Consider the following 25660-nt stretch of genomic DNA (forward strand, 5'->3'; position numbering starts at 1 on the left):
AAACCGCTAGCTCCCGCGCCGGTTTTCGCGACCAGCTTGGCTGCACTTTGAGCGAAAAATCGCGCGCGTGTCTATGGTCTCAGTCGCACTCCGGCAATGATTGCAATCATTTGCCGGGCCGCTATGCGTGGCGCCGGTAGCATCATGCAAATTTGTGCTCACTCCTCGATCTCGCCGCTTTCCTCGCCTGCCACTTCCATGGCCACGAGGCTGCGTTCCAGCACGCCCAGCATGTCCTGCAGTTCGGCAAGCTTGCGGGCACCATATCGGCTGGTGATTTCGGCGTAGATCGCTTCCGAGGTCGGCGCGACAGCCTCGATCAGTTTCAATCCCTTGGCCGATATCGACACCACGGCGCGGCGCAGATCGGCCTTGGCCGCACGGCGCTCGATCAACTGGCGCGCTTCGAGGTCACGCAGAATGCGCGACAGGCTTGGTCCCAGCAGAAACGCGACACGCGCCAGTTCGGTGACTTCAATGGCATCCACGGTGGTGAGCGCGCGCAGGATGCGCCATTGCTGCTCGGTCAGGCCGTGATTGCGCAAGGACGGGCGGAACTGTCGCATCACGGCTTCGCGGGCGCGCAGCAGCGACATCGGCAGCGAACGCGAGAAGTCGCGCATCGGCGCGCGCCGCGTCGTCTCGGTCGTTTCCGTGCTGGATTCAGTTTGCGATTTCTTCCGTGCCATCCGCCAATCGTCCGCCATCAGTAATGCTGATCAAAGGGAATAAAGTTTTGCGGTGCAGCAAGCGCTAATTCGGTTTGATCGATTTCACTTAACATGTTAATCATCTGCCGGCACCATCTTTTTGCTGAGAGCATATGGCCCTTTCCAACGACCAGATTCGCGCCGCCGCCGAGCGGCTGGACCATGCGGAAAAGACCCGCACGCAGATCCGGCAGATTTCGCTCGAGCACCCCGCCATCACCATCGCGGATTCGTACGCGATCCAGAAGGCGTGGGTCGACATGAAGATCGTGCAGGGCCGCATTGTCAAAGGCCACAAGATCGGCCTGACCTCGAAGGCGATGCAAAGCGCGCTCAATATCAACGAGCCGGATTCCGGCATCCTGCTCGACGACATGTTCTTTGCCGACGGCGGTCTGGTACCATCGGACCGGTTCATCGCGACCCGCGTCGAGGCCGAACTGGCGTTCGTGATGAAGACCCGGCTTGCGGGCCCTGACTGCACCATGTTCGACGTACTCAACGCCACCGATTTCGTGGTGCCGGCGCTGGAAATTCTCGACACCCGCGTTGAACGCGTCGATCCGCAAACCAAGGCAACGCGAAAAATCTTCGACACCATCGCCGACAACGCCGCCAATGCCGGCATCGTGCTCGGCGGCCGGCCGATCCGCCCGATGGACGCCGATCTGCGCTGGATCGGCGCGCTGTGCTTTCGCAACGGCCAGCTGGAAGAAACCGGCCTTGCCGCCGGCGTGCTCAACCATCCCGCAACCTCCGTGGCCTGGCTCGCCAACAAGATCGCGCCCAACGGCCTGGCGCTGGAAGCGGGCCAAGTGGTGCTGGCGGGATCATTCATTCGCCCGATCGAAACCCGCAAAGGCGACACGATCCAGGCCGACTATGGTCCCTATGGCTCGGTGAGCTGCTACTTCGCTTGATACGGAAACGGGAACTGCTGGAGTACAGACATGCCGCATTTCACGATCGAATACTCCGCCAATCTCGATGCGCGCGTCGATATGGGTGCGATAGTGGAACTGGTGCGCAAGGCCGCGGTTGAGACCGGCATCTTCCCGCTCGGCGGCATCCGCGTCCGCGCGATCAGATGCGAGCACTACGCGATCGCCGACAACAGGCACGACTACGGCTTTCTCGACATGGTGCTGCGGCTCGGCGAAGGCCGCGATCTCGCCACCCGGAAGAAGGCCGGCGAGCACATTTTCAAGACACTCTCGGCCCATCTCGACCCGGTATTCACTGAGACCAAATTCGCGTTGTCGTTCGACATGCAGATCAACGACAAGGAAACCAGCTGGAAGCGCAACAACATCCACGAAGCCCTGAAGGTGGAGACGGTCAATGGATAAGGTCACCCCGAAAGACGTGTTTCAGGCCAATCGCGACCGCGCAGCTCCCCTGCTCGCGAAACTGAAGGCGGAAGGCATCGGCCACATGATCGACGGCAAGGTGGTGCCGTCGATCTCAGGGCAAACGTTCGAGACCAAATCGCCGGTCGACGGCGCGGTGCTGGCCTCCGTTGCGCGTGGCAAGTCTGATGATATCGACCGCGCCGCCACCGCAGCGGCGACCGCGTTCAAATCCTGGCGCGACATGCCCGCGACGACGCGCAAGAAGCTGCTGCATCGCGTCGCCGACGCCATCGAAGCCCGCGCCGACGATATCGCCGTGCTCGAATGTATCGATACCGGCCAGGCCCATCGCTTCATGGCCAAGGCGGCGATCCGCGCCGCGGAGAATTTCCGCTTCTTTGCCGACAAATGCGCCGAAGCCCGCGACGGGCTCAGCACGCCGAGCGAGGAACACTGGAACATCTCGACGAGGGTGCCGATCGGTCCGGTCGGCGTCATCACGCCGTGGAACACGCCGTTCATGCTGTCCACCTGGAAAATCGCGCCCGCGCTCGCCGCCGGCTGCACCGTCGTGCACAAGCCCGCGGAATGGTCGCCGGTGACGGCTGATCTCCTTGCAAAGCTTGTAAAGCAGGCCGGCGTGCCCGACGGCGTGCTCAACACCGTACATGGCATAGGCGAGGAGGCCGGCAAGGCGCTGACCGAGCATCCCGCGATCAAGGCGATCGGCTTTGTCGGCGAGAGTTCGACGGGCTCGGCGATCATGGCGCAGGGCGCGCCGACATTGAAGCGCGTGCATTTCGAGCTCGGCGGCAAGAACCCCGTGATCGTGTTCGACGACGCCGATCTGGACCGTGCGCTCGATGCGGTCGTCTTCATGATTTACTCGCTCAACGGTGAGCGTTGCACGTCGTCGAGCCGGCTGCTGGTTCAGCAGGGCATCGCCGAAAAATTCATTGAGAAGCTGACAGCGCGGGTGAAGGCGCTGAAGGTCGGCCATCCCCTCGATCCCGTCACCGAAATAGGTCCGCTGATCCACGAGCGGCATCTTGCAAAAGTCTGCAGCTATTTCGAGGTCGCGCAGAAGGACGGCGCGACCATTGCGGTCGGCGGCAAGCCGCATGACGGCCCCGGCGGCGGGCATTATGTCCAGCCGACGCTGGTCACCGGTGCGAACGCCAAAATGCGTGTCGCGCAGGAAGAAGTGTTCGGGCCGTTCCTGACCGTGATTCCGTTCAAGGACGAGAAGGACGCGATCGAAATTGCCAATGGCGTGCAGTACGGCCTCACCGGTTACGTCTGGACCGGCGACATGGGCCGCGCGCTGCGCGTCGCCGACGCACTGGAAGCCGGCATGATCTGGCTCAATTCCGAAAACGTCCGCCATCTGCCGACCCCGTTCGGCGGCATGAAATCATCAGGCATCGGCCGCGATGGCGGCGATTACTCGTTCGACTTCTACATGGAAACCAAACACGTCTCGCTGGCGCGCGGGACGCACAAGATTCAGCGTTTAGGCACGACCTCATCCTGAGGAGCGCGCACAAGCGCGCGTCTCGAAGGATGGGCTCCATTTGAAAGTATAGGGGCCTCATGGTTCGAGACGGCGCAAGAGCGCCTCCTCACCATGAGGAGAAGCAACACCGCAAAACTGGAAAACGCCATGCCGGTACCTACACATATCTTCGATCCGCCGTTCAACATCATCCGCTCCAGCCACGCCGTGCTCGACGTGACGGATTTGAACGCCAGCAGCGACTTCTACGAAAGGACCGTCGGCCTCCATGTCGAGGACCGCGACGACAAGGCGGTTTACCTGCGCGGCGCCGAAGAGCATCAGCATCACTCGCTGGTGCTGCGCAAGGCGGCTACCGCGGCGTGCAACCGCCTTGGCTTCAAGGTCGGCAATGACGGCGACCTCGACAAGGCCGCGAGCTTCTTTTCCGAGAACGGCATTACCTATGCCTTCGCCGAGCAACCGTTCCAGGGCCGCACGCTGCACTTCACCGATCCCTTCGGCTTCCAGATCGAACTCTATGCGACGATGGAGAAGCGCCCGCACCTGCTGCGGCGCTACGACCTCTACAAGGGGTGTCATCCGCAGCGGCTCGATCATTTCAACGTGTTTGCCGCCGAGGTGCAAGGCACCGTCGATTTCTACGCCCGGCTCGGTTTCCGGCTGACCGAATATGGCGAGGAGGACGGACCGAACGGCCGCATCGCCGCAGCCTGGATGCACCGCAAGGGCAACGTGCACGATTTTGCGATTACCAACGGCAAGGGCCCTCGCCTGCACCATTTTGCTTACTGGGTGCCGACGGCGATGAACGTGCTGCATCTCTGCGACGTGATGGCTTCCAGCGGCTTCCTCAAGAATATCGAGCGCGGCCCCGGCCGCCACGGCATTTCGAACGCGTTCTTCCTCTATATCCGCGACCCCGACGGCCATCGGCTCGAACTCTACACCAGCGACTATTTTACCGGCGATCACGACCATGAGCCGCTGCGCTGGTCGCTCAGGGATCCGCGCCGGCAAACGCTGTGGGGCGCACCAGCGCCGCGCTCCTGGTTCGAGCAGGGCTCGCCGTTCACGGGGCAGACGGTGCGCGAACCTGCCTTTGTCGCCGACGTCACGATTGCGGATTAGGACGCTCAGATGACCTCGCCTCGCCTCGCGACCTATTTGATCGGCGGCGTCACCAAATACGGTGCCGTCACCGATACCGGTATCGTCGATCTCTCGGCCCGCTTCGGGAAAGAATATCCGACGCTGCGCGAAGCCATCGCCGCCGGCGCATTGACAAAACTTGCCGAGGACGCCGCAAAGCGCTCGCCGGATCACGCGTTTGATGCCGTCACATGGCAGCCGCCGATCCCGGCGCCGGAAAAGATCATCTGCATCGGCGTGAACTATCCGGACCGCAACGCCGAGTACAAGGACGGCCAGGACGCGCCGAAATTTCCCAGCATGTTCATGCGCACGCCGCGCTCCTTTGTCGGCCATAACGCGCCGCTGGTGCGCCCGCGCGCCTCGCCGCAGCTCGATTACGAGGGCGAACTCGTGCTGGTGATCGGCAAGTCTGGCCGCCACATCAAGGAGAGCGACGCGCTGGATCACATCGCCGCCGTAACGCTCTGCAATGAAGGCACGATCCGCGACTGGGTGCGGCATGCCAAGTTCAATGTCACACAGGGCAAGAACTTTGATTCCACCGGCAGTCTCGGCCCGTGGCTGGTGCCCTACACCAGTGAAGCGCAGATCGCCGATGTCCACCTGACCACAAAGGTCAACGGCGAGACACGGCAGGACGACCGCACCTCGCGGCTGATCTTCGGCTTCCGCTACCTCCTCAACTACATCTCGACCTTCACCACGCTGGTGCCGGGCGACGTCATCGTGACGGGAACGCCGACGGGCGCCGGCGCGCGGTTCGATCCGCCGCGCTACCTCAAGCCCGGCGACGTTATCGAGGTCGAAGCCGAAGGCGTCGGCGTGCTGCGCAATGGTGTGGCGGACGAAACCTGATCAATCCTTGAAATGATGGAACGGTGACATGACTTCAACTTCCGGCGGCGAAGCGATCGTCAACGGCCTCGTCGCGCACGGCGTCGACACCGTGTTCGGCCTGCCCGGCGCGCAGGTCTATGGGCTGTTCGACGCCTTCCATCAGGCGCAGTTAAAAGTTATCGGCGCGCGGCACGAGCAGGCCTGCGGCTACATGGCTTTTGGCTATGCGCGCGCCAGCGGACGGCCCGGCGTGTTCAGCGTGGTGCCCGGCCCCGGCGTGCTCAATGCCAGCGCGGCGCTGCTGACGGCGTTCGGTTGCAACGAGCCGGTACTGTGCCTGACCGGCCAGGTCCCGACGGCGTTTCTCGGCAAGGGCCGCGGGCATCTGCACGAGATGCCGGACCAGCTCGCGACGCTGCGCACCTTCGTGAAATGGGCTGATAGAATCGAATATCCTGACGACGCGCCGGCAAAGGTCTCGCGCGCGTTCCAGGAAATGTCGTCGGGACGCCGCGGCCCGGTGTCGCTGGAAATGCCGTGGGACGTGTTTACGCAGCGGGCGCAGGTCGGCAGTTCAAAACCGTTCGATCCCTTCCCGGCGCCGCAGCCCGATCCGGATCGTATCAAGGCGGCGGCGGCGCTGGTATCCGGCAGCAAGCGGCCGATGATCTTTGTCGGCAGCGGCGCGATCCACGCGCGTGAGGAAATCCTCGAACTCGCCGAAATGATCGACGCGCCCGTGGTGGCGTTCCGCAGCGGCCGCGGCATCGTCTCCAACGCGCACGAACTCGGACTGACGATGGCGGCGGCCTACAAGCTATGGCCGCAGACCGACTTGATGATCGGCATTGGCACGCGCATGGAATTGCCGGCTTCCGGATTCCGGTGGCCGTTTCAGCCGGCAGGCCTGAAGTCCATTCGTATCGATATCGATCCGTCGGAAATGCGGCGGCTGACGCCGGACGCCGCTGTCGTCGCCGACGCCAAGGCCGGTACCGCCGATCTGGTCGCCGCCGTGAAGAAGGCCGGTTACAGCAGGACCAGCGGACGCCGCGGCGCAATCCGCGAGGCCACCGCCGCCGCGCATCAGGAGATCCAGAAGGTTCAGCCGCAGATGGCGTATCTCAACATCCTGCGCGAGGTCTTGCCGCCGAATGCCATCGTCACCGACGAGCTGTCGCAGGTCGGCTTCGCCTCATGGTATGGCTTTCCGATCTACGAGCCACGTACCTTCATCACGTCAGGCTATCAGGGCACGCTCGGTTCGGGATTCCCGACCGCGCTTGGCGCCAAGGTCGCGCATCCGGACCGCCCGGTGGTCGCGATCACAGGCGATGGCGGCTTCATGTTCGGCGTGCAGGAGCTGTCGACCGCCGTGCAGTTCAAGATCGGTGTGGTGACGCTGGTCTTCAACAACAACGCCTACGGCAATGTGCGGCGCGACCAGCGCGAACGCTTCGACGGCCGCGTGGTGGCGTCTGATCTGGTCAATCCGGATTTCGTCAAGCTCGCGGAATCCTTCGGCGTCGGTGCCGCGCGCGTCACCTCGCCGGATCATTTCCGCGCCGCGCTGGAGAAGGCGCTGGCCGATGGCGGGCCTTACGTGATTTCGGTGGAGGTACCGACCGACTCCGAGGTCAGTCCTTGGACGTTCATCCATCCCGCGAAACCGTGACTATCCTCATGGTGAGGAGGCGCTTCTTCAGCGCCGTCTCGAACCATGAGGCCACAGACGGGCCTGCATCCTTCGAGACGCGGCGAAGGCGCCGCTCCTCAGGATGAGGAGATTCGTCCCGACTGCATCCGCGACGCCGCGATCACCAACAGGCCCGCACCCGCGACCGCCCAGCAGGCGACCGGCGCCCAGTGCAACAGTGGCGCGTATTCCGGCAGCTTTTGCAGGCCGCCGGCGACCGCGGCCATCCGCGCAAAGGTCGCCAGTGCCAGCGCTGAAAACATCAGCCCGATCACCTTGCCCTCGGCGCCGGTGTCCCCGATCGCCAGCGCCGCCGATACCGCGCTCATCAGCATGCAACCCCATGCCGCGCCGGCCACGAACTGCGCGACAATAAGGACGTTGAGGCTGCCAGACAGCTCGGCAGTGAGCACCGCCAACGCACCGAACAATCCGGCCGCTCCCATCACGACAAGCCCGCCCCGGTGCTTGACCACGACGCTTGCCGGAAACATCGCGATGTTAAAGCCGATCCAGAACACCGGCAGCAGCCACTGCAACTGATCTTGCGTCGTGAAACGCAGGAAGAACGACGAACTGTTGAGGCTGAAGTGCAGTTGATAGCCGAGCGAAAGGATCACCATCGATGCGATGAAGAACATCGGGATCGTGCTGAGCGCTTTGGCCGGAACCGCCGTCTCGCTCGGGGCAGGCGCTTGCGCCGCAGCATCGCGCTCGACCTTCGACAGCGCGAGCGTGGTGAGCAGCAGGACGACGCCCGAAATCAGGAACGGCAGCCTCGGATCATGGTTGCGCAGCACCGTGCCGAGATAGGGCGAGATCGCGCCGGCCAGGCCGTAACCCAGCATCGCCAGCGCCGCCAGCAACGGCACCTGTGACCGCGCGCGATGCTTGCCGAGCAGCGTCAGCGGCGGCGCACGCAGCGCCGACGACGTCACGACCCAGATCACGATCAGCACGATGAACCAGGCTTGCGCGCCCGGACCCGTGCCGGCCACGAACGGCAACGCCACGAACGCCGCGCAGGAGATCGCGGTCAGGATGCCGACGAAGACACCGAGCCGGCCGATAAAGGGTGCGATCTTGTCGGCCGCAATTCCCATCGCGGTGTCGGTGATGGTGAAGATCGCCTGATCGAGCATCAGGATGAAGATCACCATGCCGGGTGCGATCCCGACCTGGGCTGCGAGCTTCGGCAGATAGATGACGTAAGTGGTCCAGCCCAGCGTGAAGATCAGTTGCAGCACGGCAAGATAAATGCCCGTGCGGCTGGCGCCCGCGCCGCTGCCGGCCTTTACTTCAGTCGTGGTCATATTTCGCTCCCCGCCCGGCGGAGAGCATAGACCATACGAAACTTCGATGGGAAGCCGGCGTCAGCGCGCTTTTCGAAAAGTCAGGTTGATGCGCTGGCGGCCCATGGCGGCGTGTTCGCCGTCGACCAGCGGCGCCACGCCGTGAAAGAACAGCCGCGACGGCCCGCCCCAGGCCACGACGTCGCCATGCACCAGCCGAAACCGGGCCGGCTTGTCGCTGCGTTTCAATCCGCCGAACAGGAAGATCGCCGGCAGCCCCAGCGACACCGAGACGATCGGCGCGGCAAAATCCTGCTCGTCCTTGTCCTGATGCAGCGACATCCGGGCGCCGGGCTCGTAGCGGTTGATCAGGCAGGCATCCGGCGAAAAGTGTTCGAAGCCGCCCTCACTCGCCGCTTCGGCGGCCAGTTCGCGAAACAGCGCGGGCATCGCCGGCCACGGCTGGCCGGACTCGGGATCGATGCCGTCATAGCGATAGCCGGTGCGGTCGGTGACCCATCCGGCATTGCCGCAATTGGTCATCGCCACCGACATCTGATGGCCGCCCGGTGTCGACATATGACGGAACGGCGCCTCTGCCACGATCCCGAGCAGCGCCGGAATCAGATCGGCTTCGAAGCGCAGCGCGAAGCCGCGCAGCAGCACGGCACCATCAGCCATCGCTTCCCGCGAGGGCTGCACATCGGCGATGGCATCGAACAAATCTGCAGTCAATTCGCTTCGCACTCAGATGGCGTGGTGAATTACTTGGCGTCGTGAAAGATCACGCCGACGGTATGACGGTGGCCGGACCGGATCTGGCTGACGCCATGGCGCAGATTAACGCGATAGAACCCGCGCGTCCCCTGCACCGGGCGGTGATGCACAGCAAATGCCACCGCGTCGCCTTGCGTGAGCGGCACCACCTCGGGCCGCGACTGCATCCGCGGCCGCTGTTCGGTCAGCACGAATTCACCGCCGGTGAAATCGCGCCCCGGTTCCGAGAGCAGGATCGCGACCTGCAGCGGGAACACATGCTCGCCATAGAGATCCTGATGCAGGCAATTGTAGTCGCCGGGCCCATATTGCAGCAGCAGCGGCGTCGGCCGAATTTGCCCGGCATCGTGGCATCGTTTCAGGAATGCCTGATGCGCCAGGGGATAGCGGATATCGATGCCCATCGTCTGGTTCCAGCGATTGGCAATGCCGCACAGCCGCGCATACAGCGCCGGGCGCAATTCAGCGATCAGGTCGGGCAGCGGATAGGAAAAATACTTGTATTCGCCGCGCCCAAATCCGTGACGCCCCATCACGATGCGGCTGCGGAATTTTGTGTCGTCCGGATACAGCGCAGCGATCGCCTGGCATTCGTCCGGCGACAGCAGCCCTTTCAGCACGGCGCAGCCCTGCCCGTCGAGATCGGCGGTCGCTTGCGTCCAGTCGACGGCATCGACGCGGGCGGCGATGTCGGGGGATGGGCGGTGGTCGGCGGTTTTTGCGGTTGCTTTCATGGCGGGTAATTTCGCAAGTCCGGTAGCAGTGTGCCACCCGATTTCCGTTAAGCGTCGTCCCGGCGAAGGCCGGGACCCATAGCCACCGGCGGGAATGTTGCGAAAGGTCTCTGCCGTCGTGCCTTATCGACAGATCACGCGGTATGGGTCCCGGCGTTCGCCGGGACGACAAATCAACCCAACACCGGCAGCACGATCACATCATACCCGTGGCCGATCTTTCGCTTCAGCACCGCGTCTTCCAGTTCGAACTCGAAGCGATCAGCCGGACGGATGCCGCCTTTGGCCGCGAAGGTGCCGCCGAACATCGCGCAACCATCCGGCAGGCCTTTGCCGCCGAAGCCGCGCGCGATCAGGTCGTTCACCGGCAGCATGCCGTCGAGCGTGCCCTCCTGATACAGCACCTTCTTGCCGTCGATGATGGCCCAGGAGCGCAGGATCATCTGGTCCCAGTGACCGATGACGTCTTCCAGCTCCCACAGCGTGGAGGCCATCGGCTTGTCGCACATCTGCTTTGAAACCGTGACGCTGTAGGCTTCCACCTTGCGGTCGGTATGGTCGGAGCCGCAGCCGACAAGGATGCGGCCTTGCCTGCCGATCAGCACGAACTCGACCTCACCGCTGGAATCGCCGCCGCTGACTTCAATGCTGTCAGCGGTGGTGATCCGGCAGGCGGAGACGCGGTAGTAGATCGGCGTCGAGGCCGGCCGCGCGATGCCGATCGCTTCCAACTCGGCAATGTGCTTGTCGCGCGCCACCGGATCGCGCCCGGTCCAGCCGGCAATCACGGCCTGATCGATCGCAAGCGTCAGCGCGCCCTTGTCTTGAACAGTAAAGGTAAGATCAACCACGGATGACATTCTCCATTCCGGCCGCAAGTTCAAAGATGCAGCGATCCCTTCCGCCCGCTCCCGCCAGCATCAAGCCGACCGGCACCTCGCCTTCGCGATGCGCGGGCAGCGAAATCGCGCAGCCATCGAGCATGTTGATCAGCGTGCAATTGCGCAAGGCGCGCAGGTTTTGCGTCGCGAACGCCTTGTCGTCGGCGAGGTCGGCGATTTTGGGCGGGGTGTTGGCCGTGGTCGGCATGACCAGCGCGTCATAGGGCGCGATGCGCGCCTCGGTGTGCGCGATGAACGATTTTCGCGCGCCGAGCAGATCGATATAGTCGGCCGCGCTCATGCCTTCGCCGCGCAGGATGCGGACGTGAACGCGGGGATCGTAGACGTCGCCCTTGCTCACGATCAAATAGCGGTGCCACGCATAGCTTTCCGACGCCGCAAAGCCACCCTTGGCGTTCATCGCGCCGACATCGAGGAATTCCGGTACCTCGATGCGTTCAATCAGCGCGCCCTGCCGCGACAACGTTTCCAATGCGCGCTCAAAGGTCTTTGCGACCTCGTCATCGAGATCATCGAGCGCGACGGTGGTCGGCACCGCGAGCCGCATGCCCCTGACGGGGCGCGGCTGCAACACCGGTAGCTCAGGCTCATCAGCCAGCACCGCGTCCATCGTCGCACAGCACTGCACCGTGCGCGCCAGCGGCCCGAAACTGTCGAGCGAGAAGGATAGCGGCACGCCGCCGTCGAGCGGCACACGGCGTTGCGTCGGCTTGAAGCCGACGATGCCGTTGAAGGCCGCCGGAATCCGGCAGGAGCCGCCGGTGTCGGTGCCGAGCGCGCCGTGGGCCATGCCGTCCGCGACCGAGACCGCCGCGCCCGAGGACGAGCCGCCGGGCACGTGGCCGACGCTGCGGTTCCAGGTGCTTTTCGGCGTGCCGTAGTGCGGATTGATGCCGATGCCGGAATAGGCGAACTCGGTCATGTTGGTGCGGCCGATCACGATAAAGCCGGCCCGGCGCAGCCGCGCCACCACGGGCGCATCGGCCTCCGCCGGCGTGCAGTCTTCCTCCAGCGCCCGCGAGCCGGCGCGGGTCACCTGCCCCTTGATGTCGAACAGATCCTTGATCGAGACCGGGATGCCGGCAAACGGCGACGGCACCGCATGCGCCTTGCGCAGCCGGTCCATCGCGTCCGCCGCGCCCAGGGCACCTTCCTTGTCGACATGGATGAACGCGCGCGCCCCCTCACCCGAGGCGTCGGCGATCTTGGCGAGACATTCCTCGACCAGCTTGCGGGCGGAGGTCGCTCCGCTGTCGAGATCGGCGGCGAGTGAGGCAAGTGTAGGATTGTTCGGCATGGCGTCTTCTCTCCGTCATGGCCGGGCTCGTCCCGGCCATCCACGTCTTTTCCAACGTCACGACATCAAGACGTGGATGCCCGGGACAAGCCCGGGCATGACGACTATGGACTAGGGTTGTCTTCAATGTCGAGATCGAGCAGGGCCGAGCTCAACGATTTGCCATGGGCATCCAGCGCCAGCGAACGGGTGACGCCGCCGCCGAGCGCCTGCGTCATCACGAAATTCAAGGCCGACAGATTGGGCAGTTCGTAGCGAACGACATCGCCCTCGACGACCCCGGCGAAGTGCGCCTTCACCCGTTCGCTGGTGACCTGCTCGCGCAGCAGCGGATAATGCTTCGTGTCATAAGCGATGACGGAAATGTTCGAAATGTTGCCCTTGTCGCCGGTGCGGGAATGGGCGATCTCGCGCAGCTTCACCTTATGCTCCCACGAAACGAACTTGCGGTTTCGCCAGATCGCGCGGCAACAGCACCGACGCCACCGCGACCACATCACGCGCCGATTTCCAGGCACCGCCGCCGGCGGCAGGGCCGTTGGTATAGAGCGTTTCGACCTCGTTGCCGATCCGGACCGCCTCGCGCAGATTTTCCGTGCGCCCGGCGACCCGAACGCGGACTTCATAGGGCTCGTTCGCGCGGGTAGAGACTTCCGCGCCGTGCAGGGAATCGACACCGACCAGTTCGAACCGCAACTCGCTGGTTTCGACACCCGTCAGTTTCAGCCGTTCGCGCACGATCTCCAGCGCGAGCCGGCCGCGCGCCAGCGCACCGGGGCCGGCGTAGGAAATCTGCCCTTCACCGATATAGCTGTCGACATAGCCGACCGAGACTTTCAGCGTATCGGTTCGCTGGTGGCCGCGCCCGCCGCTGACGCGCACACGATCGGGCCCGATCTCCTCGACGGTCACTTGCGAAAAATCCGCGACCACGTCCGGCTGGAAATACTGCCGAGGATCGTGCACCTCGTAGAGCAACTGCTCCTTGCAGGTCCGCGCCGTCACCGCACCGCCGGAACCCGCAACCTTGGTGATGACAAGGCTGCCGTCCTCGCCGACTTCACCAATCGGAAAACCGAGCCGCGCCAGGTCCGGAACATCCTTGTAGCCGGGATCGGCAAAATAGCCGCCGGTGATCTGCCCCGCGCATTCCAGCAAATGTCCGGCGACGGTGCCCTGCCCAAGCAAATTCCAGTCGTCCATCGCCCAGCCGAAGGCATGGATCATCGGCGCCAGGAACAGCGCCGGATCGGAGGCGCGCCCGGTAATGACGATATCAGCGCCAGCAGTCAGTGCCTCTGCCATCGGCTCCGCGCCGAGATAGGCATTCGCCGACAGCAAGCGGTTGCCGAGCTGCTTGATGGTGCCGTCGAATTCCATGATCGGCAGATCGCCGTCCTTGCAGGCGTCGAGCACGTCGTCGCCGACGATGGCGGCGATCTTCAGCGCGGACAGCCCAAGCGACTTCGCGATCTCGGCGGTCCGGCGTGCGGCGGCTTCCGGATTGGCGGCACCCATATTGGTGACGATCTTGATGCCTTTGGCGGCACACAGCGGCAGCACCGCGCGCATCCGCTCCTCGAGCAGCGGATCGTAGCCGCCTTCGGGGTTTTTCATGCGCGCCTGCTGCGCCAATGCGACCGTGCGCTCGCCGAGGCATTCGAACACCAGGTACTGGATGTCGCCCTTTTCGGCGAGTTCAATCGCGGGCTCGATGCGATCGCCCGAATAGCCGGCACCGGATCCTATTCGAATCGTTCGCACATCGTCTCCGTCATCGCGCTCATTCCGTGCGGCGCAATCAGCAACACCCTAGCGCGGGAAATCACTGGCATACAAGCGCCCTCCACGCTGCCTTGGCTTCTCGGGAATGCGGCCATGCGGCGGCACGGCTGGACCGTTGACGGGGAATGGTCAAATGTCGCATCAAGATTGAAACAGGCGGGCTCGTGCCCGACCCAGGGAGGAATGCCTGATATGGCAGAGCCAGCGCGCGCCAAACCGAAGCCGACCCCGGAAACCCAGCACTTTTGGGACGGTACTGCGGCCGGCGAATTGCGCCTGCAGCGCTGCGACGCCTGCGCCAACGTCTACTTTCCGCCGCGCCCGTTCTGCCCGTCCTGCGCCTCGCGCAAGGTCAGCGTGTTCAAGGCAAGCGGGAAGGCCAGGCTTTACAGCTATGTCATCAACCATCGCCCCGCCGCGCCCGGCTTTACGCCACCTTACGCGATCGCCGTCGTCGAACTCGACGAAGGTCCGCGCATGATGAGCAACATCATCGATTGTCCGCAGACGCCGGAGGCGCTCGAGCTCGACATGAAGCTCGAGGTCGCGTTCGAAAAACTCGACGACAAGATCACTCTTCCCCAGTTCCGTCCGGCGAAGGGGTAAGTCATGCGCAGAAACCAGGTCGCCGTTGTCGGCGCCGCCGAGACCACCGAACTCGGCGTCATCCCGAACATGTCGCAGATCCAGCTGCACGCGGATGCGGCGCTCAACGCCATCGCCGACGCCGGACTGAAACTGTCCGACATCGATGGCATCGCCACGGCGGTGGAAACCCCGCAGCAGATCGCCCATTATCTCGGCATCAAGCCGACCTGGGTCGACGGCACTTCCGTAGGCGGCTGTTCGTTCATGCTGCATGTCCGCCACGCCGCGGCCGCGATCGAGGCAGGGCTCTGCAAGACCGTGCTGATCACGCACGCCGAGAGCGGCAAGTCGATGATCGGCAAACTTCCGCGCTCGACGCCGCCGGACAGCCTCAACGGCCAGTTCGAGTCGCCGTTCGGCGTGTTCGGTCCGCCCAGCATGTTTCCGATCCCCGTGCTGCGCTACATGAAGACCTACGGCATCACCCATGAGCAGATCGCCATGGTCGCGGTTGTGCAGCGCGAATGGGCCGCGAAGAATCCCCGCGCCACCATGAAGGCGCCGATCACGGTCGAGGACGTGCTGAACTCGAAGATGATCGCCTATCCGTTCCGTATCCTGCAATGCTGCCTCGTCACCGACGGCGGCGGCGCACTGATCCTCACCTCGGCCGACCGCGCCAAGGACTTTCCGAACAAGCCGGTCTATGTCCTCGGCACCGGCGAGAGCGTGGAAACGCCGATGGTCAGTCAGATGGAGACCTTCAACTCTTCGCGCGCCTTCACGACCGCGGGACCGCTCGCGTTCAAGGAGGCTGGCATCGCCCACAAGGACGTCGATCACCTCATGATCTACGACGCCTTTGCGCATCTGCCGCTGTTCGGTCTCGGCGATCTCGGCTTCATGCCGCACGAAGAGACTGGCAAGTTCATCGCCGAGGGCAACACGCGCCCCGGTGGCAAGCTGCCGCTCAACACCAATGGCGGGGGCTTGAGCTACATGCATTCGGGCATGTACGGCATGTACGCGCTGCAGGAGAGCGTCCGGCAAATGCGCGGCATTGCGCCGGCGCAAGTCAAGGACGCCAGGATATCGGTGTGCCACGGCGTCGGCGGCATGTTCGCGGCGTCAGGCACGATCATTTTTACGAACGAACGCTAACCGCGTCCGTCATTCCGGGATGCGCCGTTTGGCGCAGGCCCGGAATCCATACTCCCGATCGTGGTTATGGATTCCGGGCTCGTCGCTTCGCTCCGCCCCGGAATGACGAAAGGCAATTCACACAGATAACAGGAGAACCACCATGACCAAATCACTGCAGGACAAAGTCATCATCGTCACCGGCGCGGGTCGCGGCATCGGCAGGGAGATCGCCCTGCTCTGCGCCGCCGAAGGGGCAAAGGTCGTGGTCAACGATCCCGGCGGTGCCGCCGACGGCGCGGGCAACAGCGCAGCTCCCGCCGAGGAAGTGGTGGAAGAGATCAAGAAGCGCGGCGGCACGGCGGTTGCCAATTTCGAGTCGGTGGCGGAAGCGATCCCCGCGAGCAAGATCGTGAAGACGGCGACCGATCATTTCGGCCGGCTCGACGGCGTCGTCAACAATGCCGGCATCCTGCGCGACATGATCTTCCATAAAATGAGCGTCGAAGCCTTCGAATCCGTCATCAAGGTGCATCTGATGGGTTCGTTCTATGTCAGCCATGCCGCGGCACGGCTGTTCCGTGAACAGGAGAGCGGCTCCTTCGTGCACTTCACCTCGACCTCGGGCCTGATCGGCAATTTCGGCCAGGCCAATTACGCCGCCGCCAAGCTTGGTATCGTCGGCCTCTCGAAGTCGATCGCGCTCGACATGGGCCGCTTCAACGTGCGCTCGAACTGCGTCTCGCCGTTCGCCTGGACCCGCATGATCGGCACCATCCCGACCGAGACCGAGGCCGAGAAGGCGCGCGTCGCGAAAATCCAGCAGATGGGACCGGAGAAGATCGCGCCGGTCTGCGCGCATCTGCTCTCGGACGATGCCAAGGACGTCACCGGACAGATTTTCGGCGTGCGCATGAACGAGATTTTCCTGTTCGGCCAGCATCGTCCGGTGCGTTCGGTTCACCGCAGCGAAGGCTGGACGCCACAGACGATCGCCGAACACGGCATGCCGGCGCTGAAGGGATCATTCTCCAAGCTCGATCGCTCCGCGGACGTTTTCACCTGGGATCCGATCTGAGCCGCGACAACACAGGGTGGGCAGCGACGCTTTGCCCACCCTGCAAAGCTGGCCCGGCTCCGGCATAAGGACGCTACTTCCGCTTCATCCCCAGGTTGTTCGACGAAACTCGCCTGCTTTATGCCCAATTGCGGGCACATGATTTCCTTCCAACGAAAAACTGGGAGGAAAAAATGACAACTCCGCTACCCCAAGAACTACCCCGAGACTCTCACTCCACCGACGCCAGCACGAACGGGCTGAATCGCCGTGCGCTCTTGCGCGGTGCAACCGTGCTGGCCACCACGGCCGTGACCATGACAGCGGCCTCCGCGGCAAGCGTAGCCCCGTTAGGCCAAACGGGCGTCCCAACCCCCTCAACCGGCCCGCTGCCCCTGGGACCGCTACCCGGCGCTCGCTATCCGGACGCCCGCCTTGAGTCGATGAAAAAGAAGGGAGTTTCGTTCGGGCCCACCGGCTTCCCGGCCTTTGCCGGCACCATGGCCGTCGAGCGCGTCGCAACCGGGTTCCGCTGGGCCGAGGGACCGGTTTACTTCCCGGCTGGCCGCTACGTGCTGTTTTCCGACATTCCCAACAACCGCATCATGCGCTTCACGGAGGATGACGGTCACGTCAGCGTCTACCGCCAGCCGTCGATGAATTCGAACGGCAACACCATCGACCGGGAAGGACGCCTGATCAGCTGCGAACATAGCGGCCGACGGGTGACCCGGACCGAACTCGACGGCTCGATCACCATCATCGCCGACAAATACAATGGCAAGAAGCTGAACTCGCCGAACGACGCGGTCGTCGCGGCCGATGGTTCGATCTGGTTCTGCGATCCGGCCTACGGCATCGGCGGCTTCTATGAGGGCATCAAGGCCGATGCCGAGCAGGACAAGAAGAACGTCTACCGGGTCGATCCGAAATCCGGCGACATCAAGATGGTCGTCGATGACTTCGTGCAGCCGAACGGCCTTTGCTTCTCGCCCGACGAGAAGAAGCTCTATATCTGCGATACCGGCTTCACCGACGGGCCGGACAACCCGTCGCATATCCGCGTGTTCGATGTGGATCTCGCGGGCGGAAAACTCTCGAACAGCAAGGTGTTTGCGGAGATGCCCAAGCCCAGCATTACCGACGGGCTTCGCTGCGACACCGCCGGGCGTCTTTGGTGCTCCGTGGGTTGGGGCGATCCGAACGAGGACGGCGTGCGCTGCTACATGCCTGACGGCGATCTGCTCGGCAAGATCCACATCCCGGAGACGGTTGCAAACCTGTGCTTCGGCGGCATGCAGCGTAACCGGCTCTACATCTGCGGCTCGTCATCGCTCTACGCCGTTTACACCAGTGCACAGGGCGCCATGAAGCCGTGATTGGATCTTAGGCCTCGCAACGTCATTGCGAGGAGCAAAGCGACGAAGCAATCCATCTATCGGTTATGCCGCGCTATGGATTGCTTCGCTGCGCTCGCAATGACGGGGTGAAGCCACCGCCTCGCCCCCTACCCGCTGTTCCGCAGCCCCGCCGAAACGCCGTTGATGGTGATCTGAATGCCGCGCAGCACCTGCTCGTCGGGGTTTTGCGCGCGGTGCTCCTTGAGCAGTTCGACCTGCACGTGGTTCAGCGGGTCGAGATAGGGAAAGCGGTTGCGGATCGAGCGCTCGAGCAGCGGGTTGCTCTGCAGCAATCGCTCCTGCTGCATGATCTTCAGCAACAAACCGATGCAGCTGTGCCATTCCTCGCGGATGCGCCCGAAAATCTTCTCGCGCAGCTCCACGTCAGGCACCAGTTCGGCATAGCGCGAGGCGATCGCAATCGAGCTCTTGGCCAGCACCATGTCCATGTTCGACAGCAGCATCCGGAAGAACGGCCATTCGCGGTATAGTTCCTGCAGGAACGGCATGCCCTGCTCGGGATGCTCCGCGATCCAGGTCTCGACCGCGCTGGCAAAGCCATACCAGCCCGGCAGCATCAGGCGGCATTGCGCCCAGCTGAACACCCAGGGGATTGCGCGCAGATCCTCGATCTCGCGGGTTTTCTTGCGTGAGGCCGGACGGCTGCCGATGTTGAGCGTGGCGATCTCGTTGATGACGGTGGAGCCCCAGAAGTAGTCGGCGAAGCCCTCGGTCTCATAGACCAGCCCGCGATAAGCCCTGAAGGCCAGCGCGGACAATTCCTCCATCGCCTTCAGATATTCCGGACGCGGCGCGCTGTGCTTCGGCTGCAGCAGGCTCGCCTCCAGCGTCGCCGCCGTCAGAATTTCGAGATTGCTGCGGCCGACTTCGGCGTTGGAATATTTGCTGGAGATGATCTCACCCTGCTCGGTGATGCGAATCTGGCCGTTCACGGCGCCGCCGGGCTGCGCGATAATCGCATCATAGCTCGGCCCGCCGCCGCGGCCGACCGATCCGCCGCGGCCGTGGAACAGCCGCAGGCGGACGTGATGGCGTTCGAACACCTCGATCAGGCCGATTTCAGCCTTGTAGAGCTCCCAGCCCGAGGTGACGAAGCCGCCGTCCTTGTTGCTGTCGGAATAGCCGAGCATCACTTCCTGAATCGCTCCGCGACTGTCGACCAGCTTGCGGTAATCGTGCAGCGACAACATGCGGTCCATGATGCCGCTGGAGCCCTGAAGATCCTCGATGGTCTCGAACAGCGGTACGATGTTGATTGCGCAACGGCCCGAGGGATGAACGAGGCCGGCTTCCTTCAGAAGCAGTGCGACCTCCAGCATGTCGGACACCCCCTTGCACATGGAGATGATGCACTGGGGGATAGCGGCGGAACCATAACGGGCATGCGCCTCGGCGGCCGCATGGAAAAGCGCGAGTTCGCCGATCGTCTCCTCGCTGTATTTCACAAAAGTCGACGTCAGCGGACGCGCATTGCCGAGTTCCTTGACGAGCAAGGCGATCCGCGCCTCCTCATTCAACGCCAGATAGGACATGCCGGGCATCGCCGCGTCGATCAGCTCCGCGACGGTGCGTTCGTGCACGGCCGAATTTTGCCTGATATCGAGGCTCGCCAGGTGGAAGCCGAAGCAATCCACGGCCCGGCGTAACAGGCGCAGCCGACCGCGCGCAATCACGCCGGAATTGTTCGAGATCAGCGAGCGATAGAGGATATCGAGATCGGCCTTGAACTCCGCAACATCGGCGTAAGGCGCGGCCTCGCCGACCGCCGGGCGTCTGGTCTCCACGTCCAGCCGCGTCGCGGTCGCGGTGAGGCGCGCGTAGATGCCGGATACCGCAAGACGATAGGGCTCGCCGCTTCGGTGCGGCGACTTATCCGGCGAACGCTCCGCAAGGACACGCAAATCCTTGGAAACATCGGCCAGATGCGCCGCCATCGACAATTCGGCGCCGAGCAGATGCAATTCCTCCAGATAAAACCGCAGCACCCTGCTGGATTGCAGTTTCAGCGTCCCGCGCACCACGTCGGCGGTCACGAACGGATTGCCGTCGCGATCGCCGCCGATCCAGCTTCCCATCTTGAGAAACGAAGCCAGTTCGCCCCTTGAGCTGTCGCCGTCGTTCAGCCGGTCCTCCAGCGCGCAATGCAGCCGCGGCACCTCATGCAGGAACGTGTAGTCGTAGAACGACAGGCCATTGGCGACCTCGTCGAGCACCGTGAGCTTGGTCCGGCGCAAGAGGTTGGTCTTCCACAACGTCAGCACCGCGCGGCGCAATTGCTCGTCGCTCGCCTCGATCTCTTCGGGCGTCAGTTGCACCCGCTCCTTGCGGTCGAGCAGCGCGGCGATCTCCATCTCGCGGTCGATCGTGCTCTTGCGGCGGACTTCGGTGGGATGGGCCGTGAGGACCGGACTGACCTGGGCGCTTTCGAAAAACTTGCGCAGATCGGCCGCGCTGATGCCGGCCGTGCGCGCGTGCGCCAGGGTTTGGGCCAGCATGCTGGCGCGCGGCGCCCCGCCCGGCCCGGTCCGCGCCCGCATCTGGCGTATGTTGTTCTGGTCCTCGGCAATGTTGGCCAGATGCGAGAAATAGCTGAAAGCGCGCACGATCCGCACGGTCTGGCTGATCGACATGCTGTCGAGGATCTGTTCGAGTTCACGCCGCGCCGGCTTGTCGTCGTCGCGGTGGAACCGGATCGACGTCTGCCGGATGCGCTCGACCAGGTCGAAGACATCGGCGCCCTCCTGGTCTCGCACGGTATCGCCGAGAATGCGCCCGAGCAGCCTGATATCGGTCCGCAGCCGGGCGTCCTCCGCGTCTTCGACGCGGTTGGCACGGATCTCGGTCTCGGAAGGCATGGTCTGGGGTGACATGGCTTGCTACTCCAGAGGGCTTGCCCGGCAGGTTTGGAGTGTGCAAGTTTTTTGCCGCAGTGCAAGATAAAGATGGAGGCGGTGCACCCCGCCGTGTCCCGGACGCGGTGCAGCAGCTGTTTGGCGGTGCGTCGCAGAAACAGGCCCGCCGGCGGGATCGGAATTTGGTCACTAATCCCGCGCGGTCACAATGGCCGGACGTACCAGACCCCGTTGGCCCAAGCCAGGGAAGGCTTGGCCACTCGCCGGCCATTCCAGTCCATCGACATGCAATTGTTCGGGCCAATCTCGGTTGCTCCCTTGCCCGACAACACAGCCTCCACCCAACTCTCAAAATTGGCCGGCGCGTTGGCCGCGAAATACGACTTGTACTCGCGTACGAAGGACTCTTGCCCCAGTTTGAGAAGCGTGACGATCAGCGCTGATTTGCTGTCGACGTCGAAGGTAATGTCAGCGCTGCCCCGCAAAATCCGTGCTCGCATTTCGGAAATGACGGCGGGGCTGGCACGGCCGATCCGGCAAATCGCAAGCGTTGGAAACAATCGCCGGTAGCCTCGCGCCGCCACGAAATCCATCTCGTAGAAGTCAGGCGTCTGTGGTCCGGAAGCGCGCTGGATGCGGCCGATCAATTCTGGAAATTGCTGAAACGATGCGGACATTCCATCGACGAAATACGCATGAAGTGGTGCAGCGACCTTTGCGAAGGCGTCGTCGGGCACAGCGGTCAGGGCTTTCGCCAGCCCCTCGTAGCGATAATTGTATTGCTGTCCGTCGGCATTGGACGGCCTGATGTTGCTCAGTTCGATGAACCGATTGGCCATGGCTTCGGCAAGAGGCGCAAGGCGCGAAGGGTCTCGCGCGACCGAGAACCCGATGGCCCCGGGTACCTTCGGATAACCGCCCTCGGCGAGTTCCTTCAGCAAGGAGAACATGCGCTCCTGGACGCGTGCTGGCTCATCGGCAAGCCAGGCTAACGTCGGCTCGTTCTGGGGATAGCCGCGAAACTCAGCAATTTCGGCGGAGGAATATTTTGGAATCCCGAGCATGACACTCTCGGGGCCATCAAAACGTTCGCGGTCGAGGCCGTCAGGGACGGTATCCAGCGTGACATGCGACCTATTGAAATCAGCGGCGCATCGCGATGCCATCGGGAAGCATCCGATCATCAGGACCGGGAACGCTGGAAGCCGCCACACCGAGGCCGTCTTGTAAACGCCAATGACTTTGCCATCGAGCGTCAATTCACTGATCTGCGCGCTGATACCCGCCTTGTGTTTCCAGACCTCTTCATCACCAATCTTGGTCACGGAGGCGACCTGATGGGGTGGCTTCTCAGGGAAACGCAGCAAGCAGGCCGTGGTGATCGCCTTATCCCCGAACCTGGCTCCCCATGTCTGAATGCGGTTTTGGCTGTCTTTTTCAATTTTACATTGATCAGTACGGATCAGGCGGTAGGAAAGGTAACCCTCGGGCTCGAAGTTCGCGTTGGACTCATAGGCCGCCGAGACCTTGTGGCTGCTAACGAATGCCTGCGCGTTCGGCGTAACCAGTGAGTGAACCTCGGCATTGAAGTCGAGGACCTTACCCGAATTGGCCTTTCGCAATTCAGCGGAGACGCGCGCTATATCGATCGTTTGATAAACATAAAGTCCGAAATAGCTTCCGTAGGCGACAAGGGGAATTGCGATCAAGGCGCGCGGAATCCGCCGCAGCCAACTCTCGACCGCCAACGCGACAAGGAAAACATGCAGGAGGAGGCCGGCCAGGTACGGGCCGCCGAAGATCAGGATGAAGAACCCGAGTACCGGGATCACTTGCAGGAGAAGCAGGACCGCAAATGCGATCGCCGAAATTCCGGACACAGTCTTGAACATCAACGCAATACCCGGCACGAGGAATATCGCGGAAGTTGTAATTATGCCCAATTAACGCATCGCTAAACGCGCCGCTTCACCGTTGCGAAGGCGAATACGTAAACTTTGATTCAAACGCGCTGCGGCCCGCTAAATCCGCCGTCCCGCCCGCTCCCAATAGGGATCGCGCAGCCGGCGCTTGAAGATCTTGCCGGAATCCTCCCGCGGCAGCTTGGCCTGGATTTCGACGTGCTTGGGCACCTTGTAATCGGCCAGTGACTTCTTCAGCTCGGCGCGGACCGCGGCGACATCGAGCGTCACGCCCGGTTGCGGCTCAACGACTGCCATCAACGCTTCGCCGAATTCTTCGTCGGGAATGCCGAACACCGCGCAGTCGTGGACGCCAGGCACGGCGTGCAGCGCGGCTTCGATCTCGGCGGGGTAGATGTTGACCCCACCTGAAATCACCATGTCGCGCTTGCGGTCGCAGATGAAGACGTAGCCGTCCTGATCGATATAGCCGACGTCGCCCGAGGTAATGAATCCCTCGCGGTCGATCTCGGAGCGCTTCTCCGGCTTGTTGTGATAGGTGAAGTCCGGATTGCCCGATATGCGCGAATAGATTTCGCCGATCTCGCCCGGCGGCAGCACGCGCCCGTCATCGCCGATGAAGCGCAGTTCAGCGCCCGGCGAAATCTTGCCGACGGTGCCGGGCTTCTTCAGCGCATCCTCGGAATTGGCAAAGGTGACCGCGCCTGACTCGGTCGAGCCGTAAAATTCGTAGATCACCGGCCCCCACCACTCGATCATCGCGCGCTTGACGTCGGCCGGACAGGGCGCGGCGGCGTGAATGATATGCCGCAGTGACGACACGTCGTATTTCCTGCGCACCTCCTCCGGCAGCTTCATCAGCCGGATGAACATGGTCGGCACCATGAATATGGTGTCGACGCGCTCCGTTTCGATCAGCCGCAAAAATTCCTCCGGCTCGAAGCGCGGCATCAATATCAGCGCGCCACCAAGCCGTCCGGCGCGCAGGCCGAATGAGTTCGGCGCGGAGTGATAGAGCGGCCCCGGCAGGATCGTGCGCGCGCCCGGCTTGAGGCCATAGATCATCGCGCGCATGGCTTCGGCGTTGGCGATCTGCGCGGGCGTCGGCGCAAAGCGGCGCACGCCCTTCGGGTGGCCCGTGGTGCCCGAGGTGTAGATCATGTTCTGCGGCTGCGGTACCACCGGCCCGTCATAGCGCGATTGTTGCTGGAGCCAGGCTTCGAAATCGATCGCGAAATCCGGTGTTGAGAGATGATCGGGGTTGATCTTGTAGTTCGTCAAAATCTCCGGCGGCGTCGGCACGCTGAGCGCGGTGACGCCTGATGGAATCGCATCCCGCAGCTGATGCAGCATGTCGGCATGCGCGATCAGCACCGAGGTGCCGGAATCCTTCAGCACATAATTGATTTCTTCCGGCTTGAAGTGCCAGTTGACGGGAACGCCGTAAGCGCCGAGCCGCATCGCGGCATAGGCGGCCTCGATGAAGGCGATATCATTGCGCATCAGCATGCAGACGCTATCGCCCGGCTTGACGCCGAGCTTGTGCAATCCGCTGGCGATACGGTCGGTACGCTCGGCGACCTCGGCATGCTCGCGCCGGCGCTGGCCGCTGATGATGCCGAGGAAGGGGGATGTTTCGGTCATTGCTTTGTTTTCATTATTGGAGACCACTGAGTGTTTCCGTCATCACCGGGCTTGTCCCGGTGATCCACGTCTTGCTTCTGTTCTAGAAAAGAAGACGTGGATGGCCGGGACAAGCCCGGCCATGACGGCGTGAGTTAGACATCCGCAAACCGCGGCGTCCGCTTCTCCAGATTGGCGCGCACGGCTTCCTGCTGGTTGGCGCTGCCCATCAGCTTCATCTGCTCGACGGATTCGGCAAGCAGCGCCGGGCCGGGATCGACGGACAGATTGTTGAGCATGCGCTTGGCGGCGCGGATCGCATCGGGGCTCTTGCCGGCGATCTCACGCGCGACCTCGAAGGCCGCGGCGCGGGGGTCGTCGCAGATCCGCGTTGCAAGGCCGTAGCTCATCGCTTCCTGCGCCGAGAAGATTCGCCCGGTGTAGGTGAGATCGCGCAGGATATCGTCGCGCACGAGGCTGGCGAGGATCGGCGTACCCGCCATATCAGGCACCAGGCCCCACTTGATTTCCATGATCGACATCCGCGCATCGGGCGTGAGGAAGCGCATGTCGGCGCCGAGCGCGAGCTGGAACCCGCCGCCGAAGGCGACGCCCTGTATCGCCGCAATCACCGGCACCGGAAGTTGCCGCCAACCCCACACCGCCTGCTGGGGAAAATTGGCGAGGCCATGGGTGCGCGCGGAAAGGTCGCGCTTCTCGCTGCCGGCGATCCCGTTACCGCCCTGCTCCTTCATCGCGGCGAAACGGCCCATATCGAGGCCGGCGCAGAACGACCGTCCTTCGCCGGACAATACTACCGCCCGGACCCCTTTTTCGTGCGCAAGCCGTTCAGTTGCAGCGACAATCGCCTCGAACATCGCGGCGTCGAGCGCGTTCATTTTGTCCGCTCGCACCAGCCGGACGTCGGCAATGCCGTCCGAAATCGATATCGAAACGCGCTGCTCCATGAGAATTCTCCTCCACTGCTATTCGTTGTTATCGCT

General features: G+C 63.1%; 22 protein-coding genes. 10 read left to right on the forward strand and 12 right to left on the reverse strand.

Annotated features, from left to right (window positions below; all coding sequences use genetic code 11):
- Window positions 1-158 precede the first annotated feature (158 nt).
- Complete coding sequence (hpaR, locus tag JQ641_RS33415; RefSeq protein ID WP_212000604.1) at window positions 159-689, reverse strand: homoprotocatechuate degradation operon regulator HpaR; 531 nt, start codon at window positions 687-689, stop codon at window positions 159-161.
- Window positions 690-823: 134 nt separating this feature from the next.
- On the opposite strand from hpaR, the gene hpaH reads away from it, so the two are divergent.
- The 6 genes from hpaH (at window position 824) to JQ641_RS33445 (ending at window position 7245) form a co-directional block, all read left to right on the forward strand.
- Entirely contained in the window at window positions 824-1630 is an 807-nt protein-coding gene (hpaH, locus tag JQ641_RS33420) for a 2-oxo-hept-4-ene-1,7-dioate hydratase (protein ID WP_212000605.1), read from the forward strand.
- A 30-nt stretch (window positions 1631-1660) separates the two neighbouring features.
- On the forward strand, window positions 1661-2059 hold the full coding sequence (locus JQ641_RS33425; RefSeq protein WP_212000607.1) for a 5-carboxymethyl-2-hydroxymuconate Delta-isomerase: 399 nt from the start codon (window positions 1661-1663) through the stop codon (window positions 2057-2059).
- Window positions 2052-3596: a 5-carboxymethyl-2-hydroxymuconate semialdehyde dehydrogenase gene (gene hpaE, locus JQ641_RS33430; RefSeq protein WP_212000609.1), complete on the forward strand. Its 1545-nt coding sequence runs from the start codon at window positions 2052-2054 to the stop codon at window positions 3594-3596. The genes JQ641_RS33425 and hpaE overlap by 8 nt, the downstream gene beginning before the upstream one ends.
- A gap of 129 nt (window positions 3597-3725) precedes the next feature.
- Window positions 3726-4709 carry a 3,4-dihydroxyphenylacetate 2,3-dioxygenase gene (gene hpaD / locus JQ641_RS33435; RefSeq protein ID WP_212000611.1) on the forward strand — a complete coding sequence of 328 codons (984 nt, stop codon included), beginning with the start codon at window positions 3726-3728 and terminating at the stop codon, window positions 4707-4709.
- 9 nt (window positions 4710-4718) lie between these two features.
- Entirely contained in the window at window positions 4719-5588 is an 870-nt protein-coding gene (locus JQ641_RS33440; protein ID WP_212000613.1) for a fumarylacetoacetate hydrolase family protein, read from the forward strand.
- Window positions 5589-5616: 28 nt separating this feature from the next.
- Window positions 5617-7245 (forward strand): thiamine pyrophosphate-dependent enzyme, encoded by a 1629-nt coding sequence (locus tag JQ641_RS33445; RefSeq protein WP_212000615.1) that lies wholly within the window; start codon window positions 5617-5619, stop codon window positions 7243-7245.
- A 98-nt stretch (window positions 7246-7343) separates the two neighbouring features.
- On the opposite strand, the gene JQ641_RS33450 is transcribed toward JQ641_RS33445, so the two are convergent.
- The 7 genes from JQ641_RS33450 to JQ641_RS33480 all read right to left on the reverse strand — a co-directional run bounded on the left by JQ641_RS33450 (window position 7344) and on the right by JQ641_RS33480 (window position 14032).
- Window positions 7344-8579, reverse strand: coding sequence for an MFS transporter (locus JQ641_RS33450; RefSeq protein ID WP_212000616.1), 1236 nt, complete (start codon window positions 8577-8579; stop codon window positions 7344-7346).
- 60 nt (window positions 8580-8639) lie between these two features.
- Window positions 8640-9293 (reverse strand): DNA oxidative demethylase AlkB, encoded by a 654-nt coding sequence (alkB, locus tag JQ641_RS33455; RefSeq protein WP_212000618.1) that lies wholly within the window; start codon window positions 9291-9293, stop codon window positions 8640-8642.
- Between the two features lie 29 nt (window positions 9294-9322).
- Window positions 9323-10069, reverse strand: a complete 747-nt coding sequence (locus JQ641_RS33460; RefSeq protein WP_212000620.1) for a 2OG-Fe(II) oxygenase — start codon at window positions 10067-10069, stop codon at window positions 9323-9325.
- 173 nt (window positions 10070-10242) lie between these two features.
- Window positions 10243-10920, reverse strand: coding sequence for a DUF2848 domain-containing protein (locus JQ641_RS33465; protein ID WP_212000656.1), 678 nt, complete (start codon window positions 10918-10920; stop codon window positions 10243-10245).
- A complete protein-coding gene (locus JQ641_RS33470; RefSeq protein ID WP_212000621.1) occupies window positions 10913-12268 on the reverse strand; it encodes an amidase in 1356 nt (451 codons plus the stop codon). The genes JQ641_RS33465 and JQ641_RS33470 overlap by 8 nt, the downstream gene beginning before the upstream one ends.
- Before the next feature lie 104 nt (window positions 12269-12372).
- Entirely contained in the window at window positions 12373-12690 is a 318-nt protein-coding gene (locus JQ641_RS33475; protein ID WP_212000623.1) for an AtuA-related protein, read from the reverse strand.
- A gap of 1 nt (window position 12691) precedes the next feature.
- Window positions 12692-14032: an acyclic terpene utilization AtuA family protein gene (locus JQ641_RS33480; RefSeq protein WP_212000625.1), complete on the reverse strand. Its 1341-nt coding sequence runs from the start codon at window positions 14030-14032 to the stop codon at window positions 12692-12694.
- Between the two features lie 213 nt (window positions 14033-14245).
- Here JQ641_RS33480 and JQ641_RS33485 point away from each other — a divergent pair, with 213 nt between their 5' ends.
- From JQ641_RS33485 to JQ641_RS33500, 4 genes are all read left to right on the forward strand, one after another.
- Window positions 14246-14659: a Zn-ribbon domain-containing OB-fold protein gene (locus JQ641_RS33485; RefSeq protein ID WP_192737329.1), complete on the forward strand. Its 414-nt coding sequence runs from the start codon at window positions 14246-14248 to the stop codon at window positions 14657-14659.
- Window positions 14660-14662: 3 nt separating this feature from the next.
- Entirely contained in the window at window positions 14663-15802 is a 1140-nt protein-coding gene (locus JQ641_RS33490) for a thiolase C-terminal domain-containing protein (protein ID WP_212000627.1), read from the forward strand.
- Between the two features lie 142 nt (window positions 15803-15944).
- Window positions 15945-16859: an SDR family oxidoreductase gene (locus JQ641_RS33495; protein WP_212000628.1), complete on the forward strand. Its 915-nt coding sequence runs from the start codon at window positions 15945-15947 to the stop codon at window positions 16857-16859.
- Window positions 16860-17281: 422 nt separating this feature from the next.
- Window positions 17282-18217, forward strand: a complete 936-nt coding sequence (locus tag JQ641_RS33500) for an SMP-30/gluconolactonase/LRE family protein (protein ID WP_212000631.1) — start codon at window positions 17282-17284, stop codon at window positions 18215-18217.
- A gap of 128 nt (window positions 18218-18345) precedes the next feature.
- Here the strand turns inward: JQ641_RS33500 and ppc are convergent, their stop codons facing one another.
- The 4 genes from ppc to JQ641_RS33520 all read right to left on the reverse strand — a co-directional run bounded on the left by ppc (window position 18346) and on the right by JQ641_RS33520 (window position 25624).
- Entirely contained in the window at window positions 18346-21129 is a 2784-nt protein-coding gene (ppc, locus tag JQ641_RS33505; protein ID WP_212000633.1) for a phosphoenolpyruvate carboxylase, read from the reverse strand.
- 185 nt (window positions 21130-21314) lie between these two features.
- Window positions 21315-23003 carry a hypothetical protein gene (locus JQ641_RS33510; RefSeq protein ID WP_212000634.1) on the reverse strand — a complete coding sequence of 563 codons (1689 nt, stop codon included), beginning with the start codon at window positions 23001-23003 and terminating at the stop codon, window positions 21315-21317.
- A 129-nt stretch (window positions 23004-23132) separates the two neighbouring features.
- On the reverse strand, window positions 23133-24677 hold the full coding sequence (locus JQ641_RS33515; protein ID WP_212000636.1) for an acyl-CoA synthetase: 1545 nt from the start codon (window positions 24675-24677) through the stop codon (window positions 23133-23135).
- A 134-nt stretch (window positions 24678-24811) separates the two neighbouring features.
- A complete protein-coding gene (locus tag JQ641_RS33520) occupies window positions 24812-25624 on the reverse strand; it encodes a crotonase/enoyl-CoA hydratase family protein (protein WP_212000638.1) in 813 nt (270 codons plus the stop codon).
- Window positions 25625-25660 lie beyond the last annotated feature (36 nt).

Source organism: Bradyrhizobium sp. JYMT SZCCT0180 (genome assembly GCF_018130165.1).
In the GTDB taxonomy this organism is placed as follows: Bacteria; Pseudomonadota; Alphaproteobacteria; order Rhizobiales; family Xanthobacteraceae; genus Bradyrhizobium.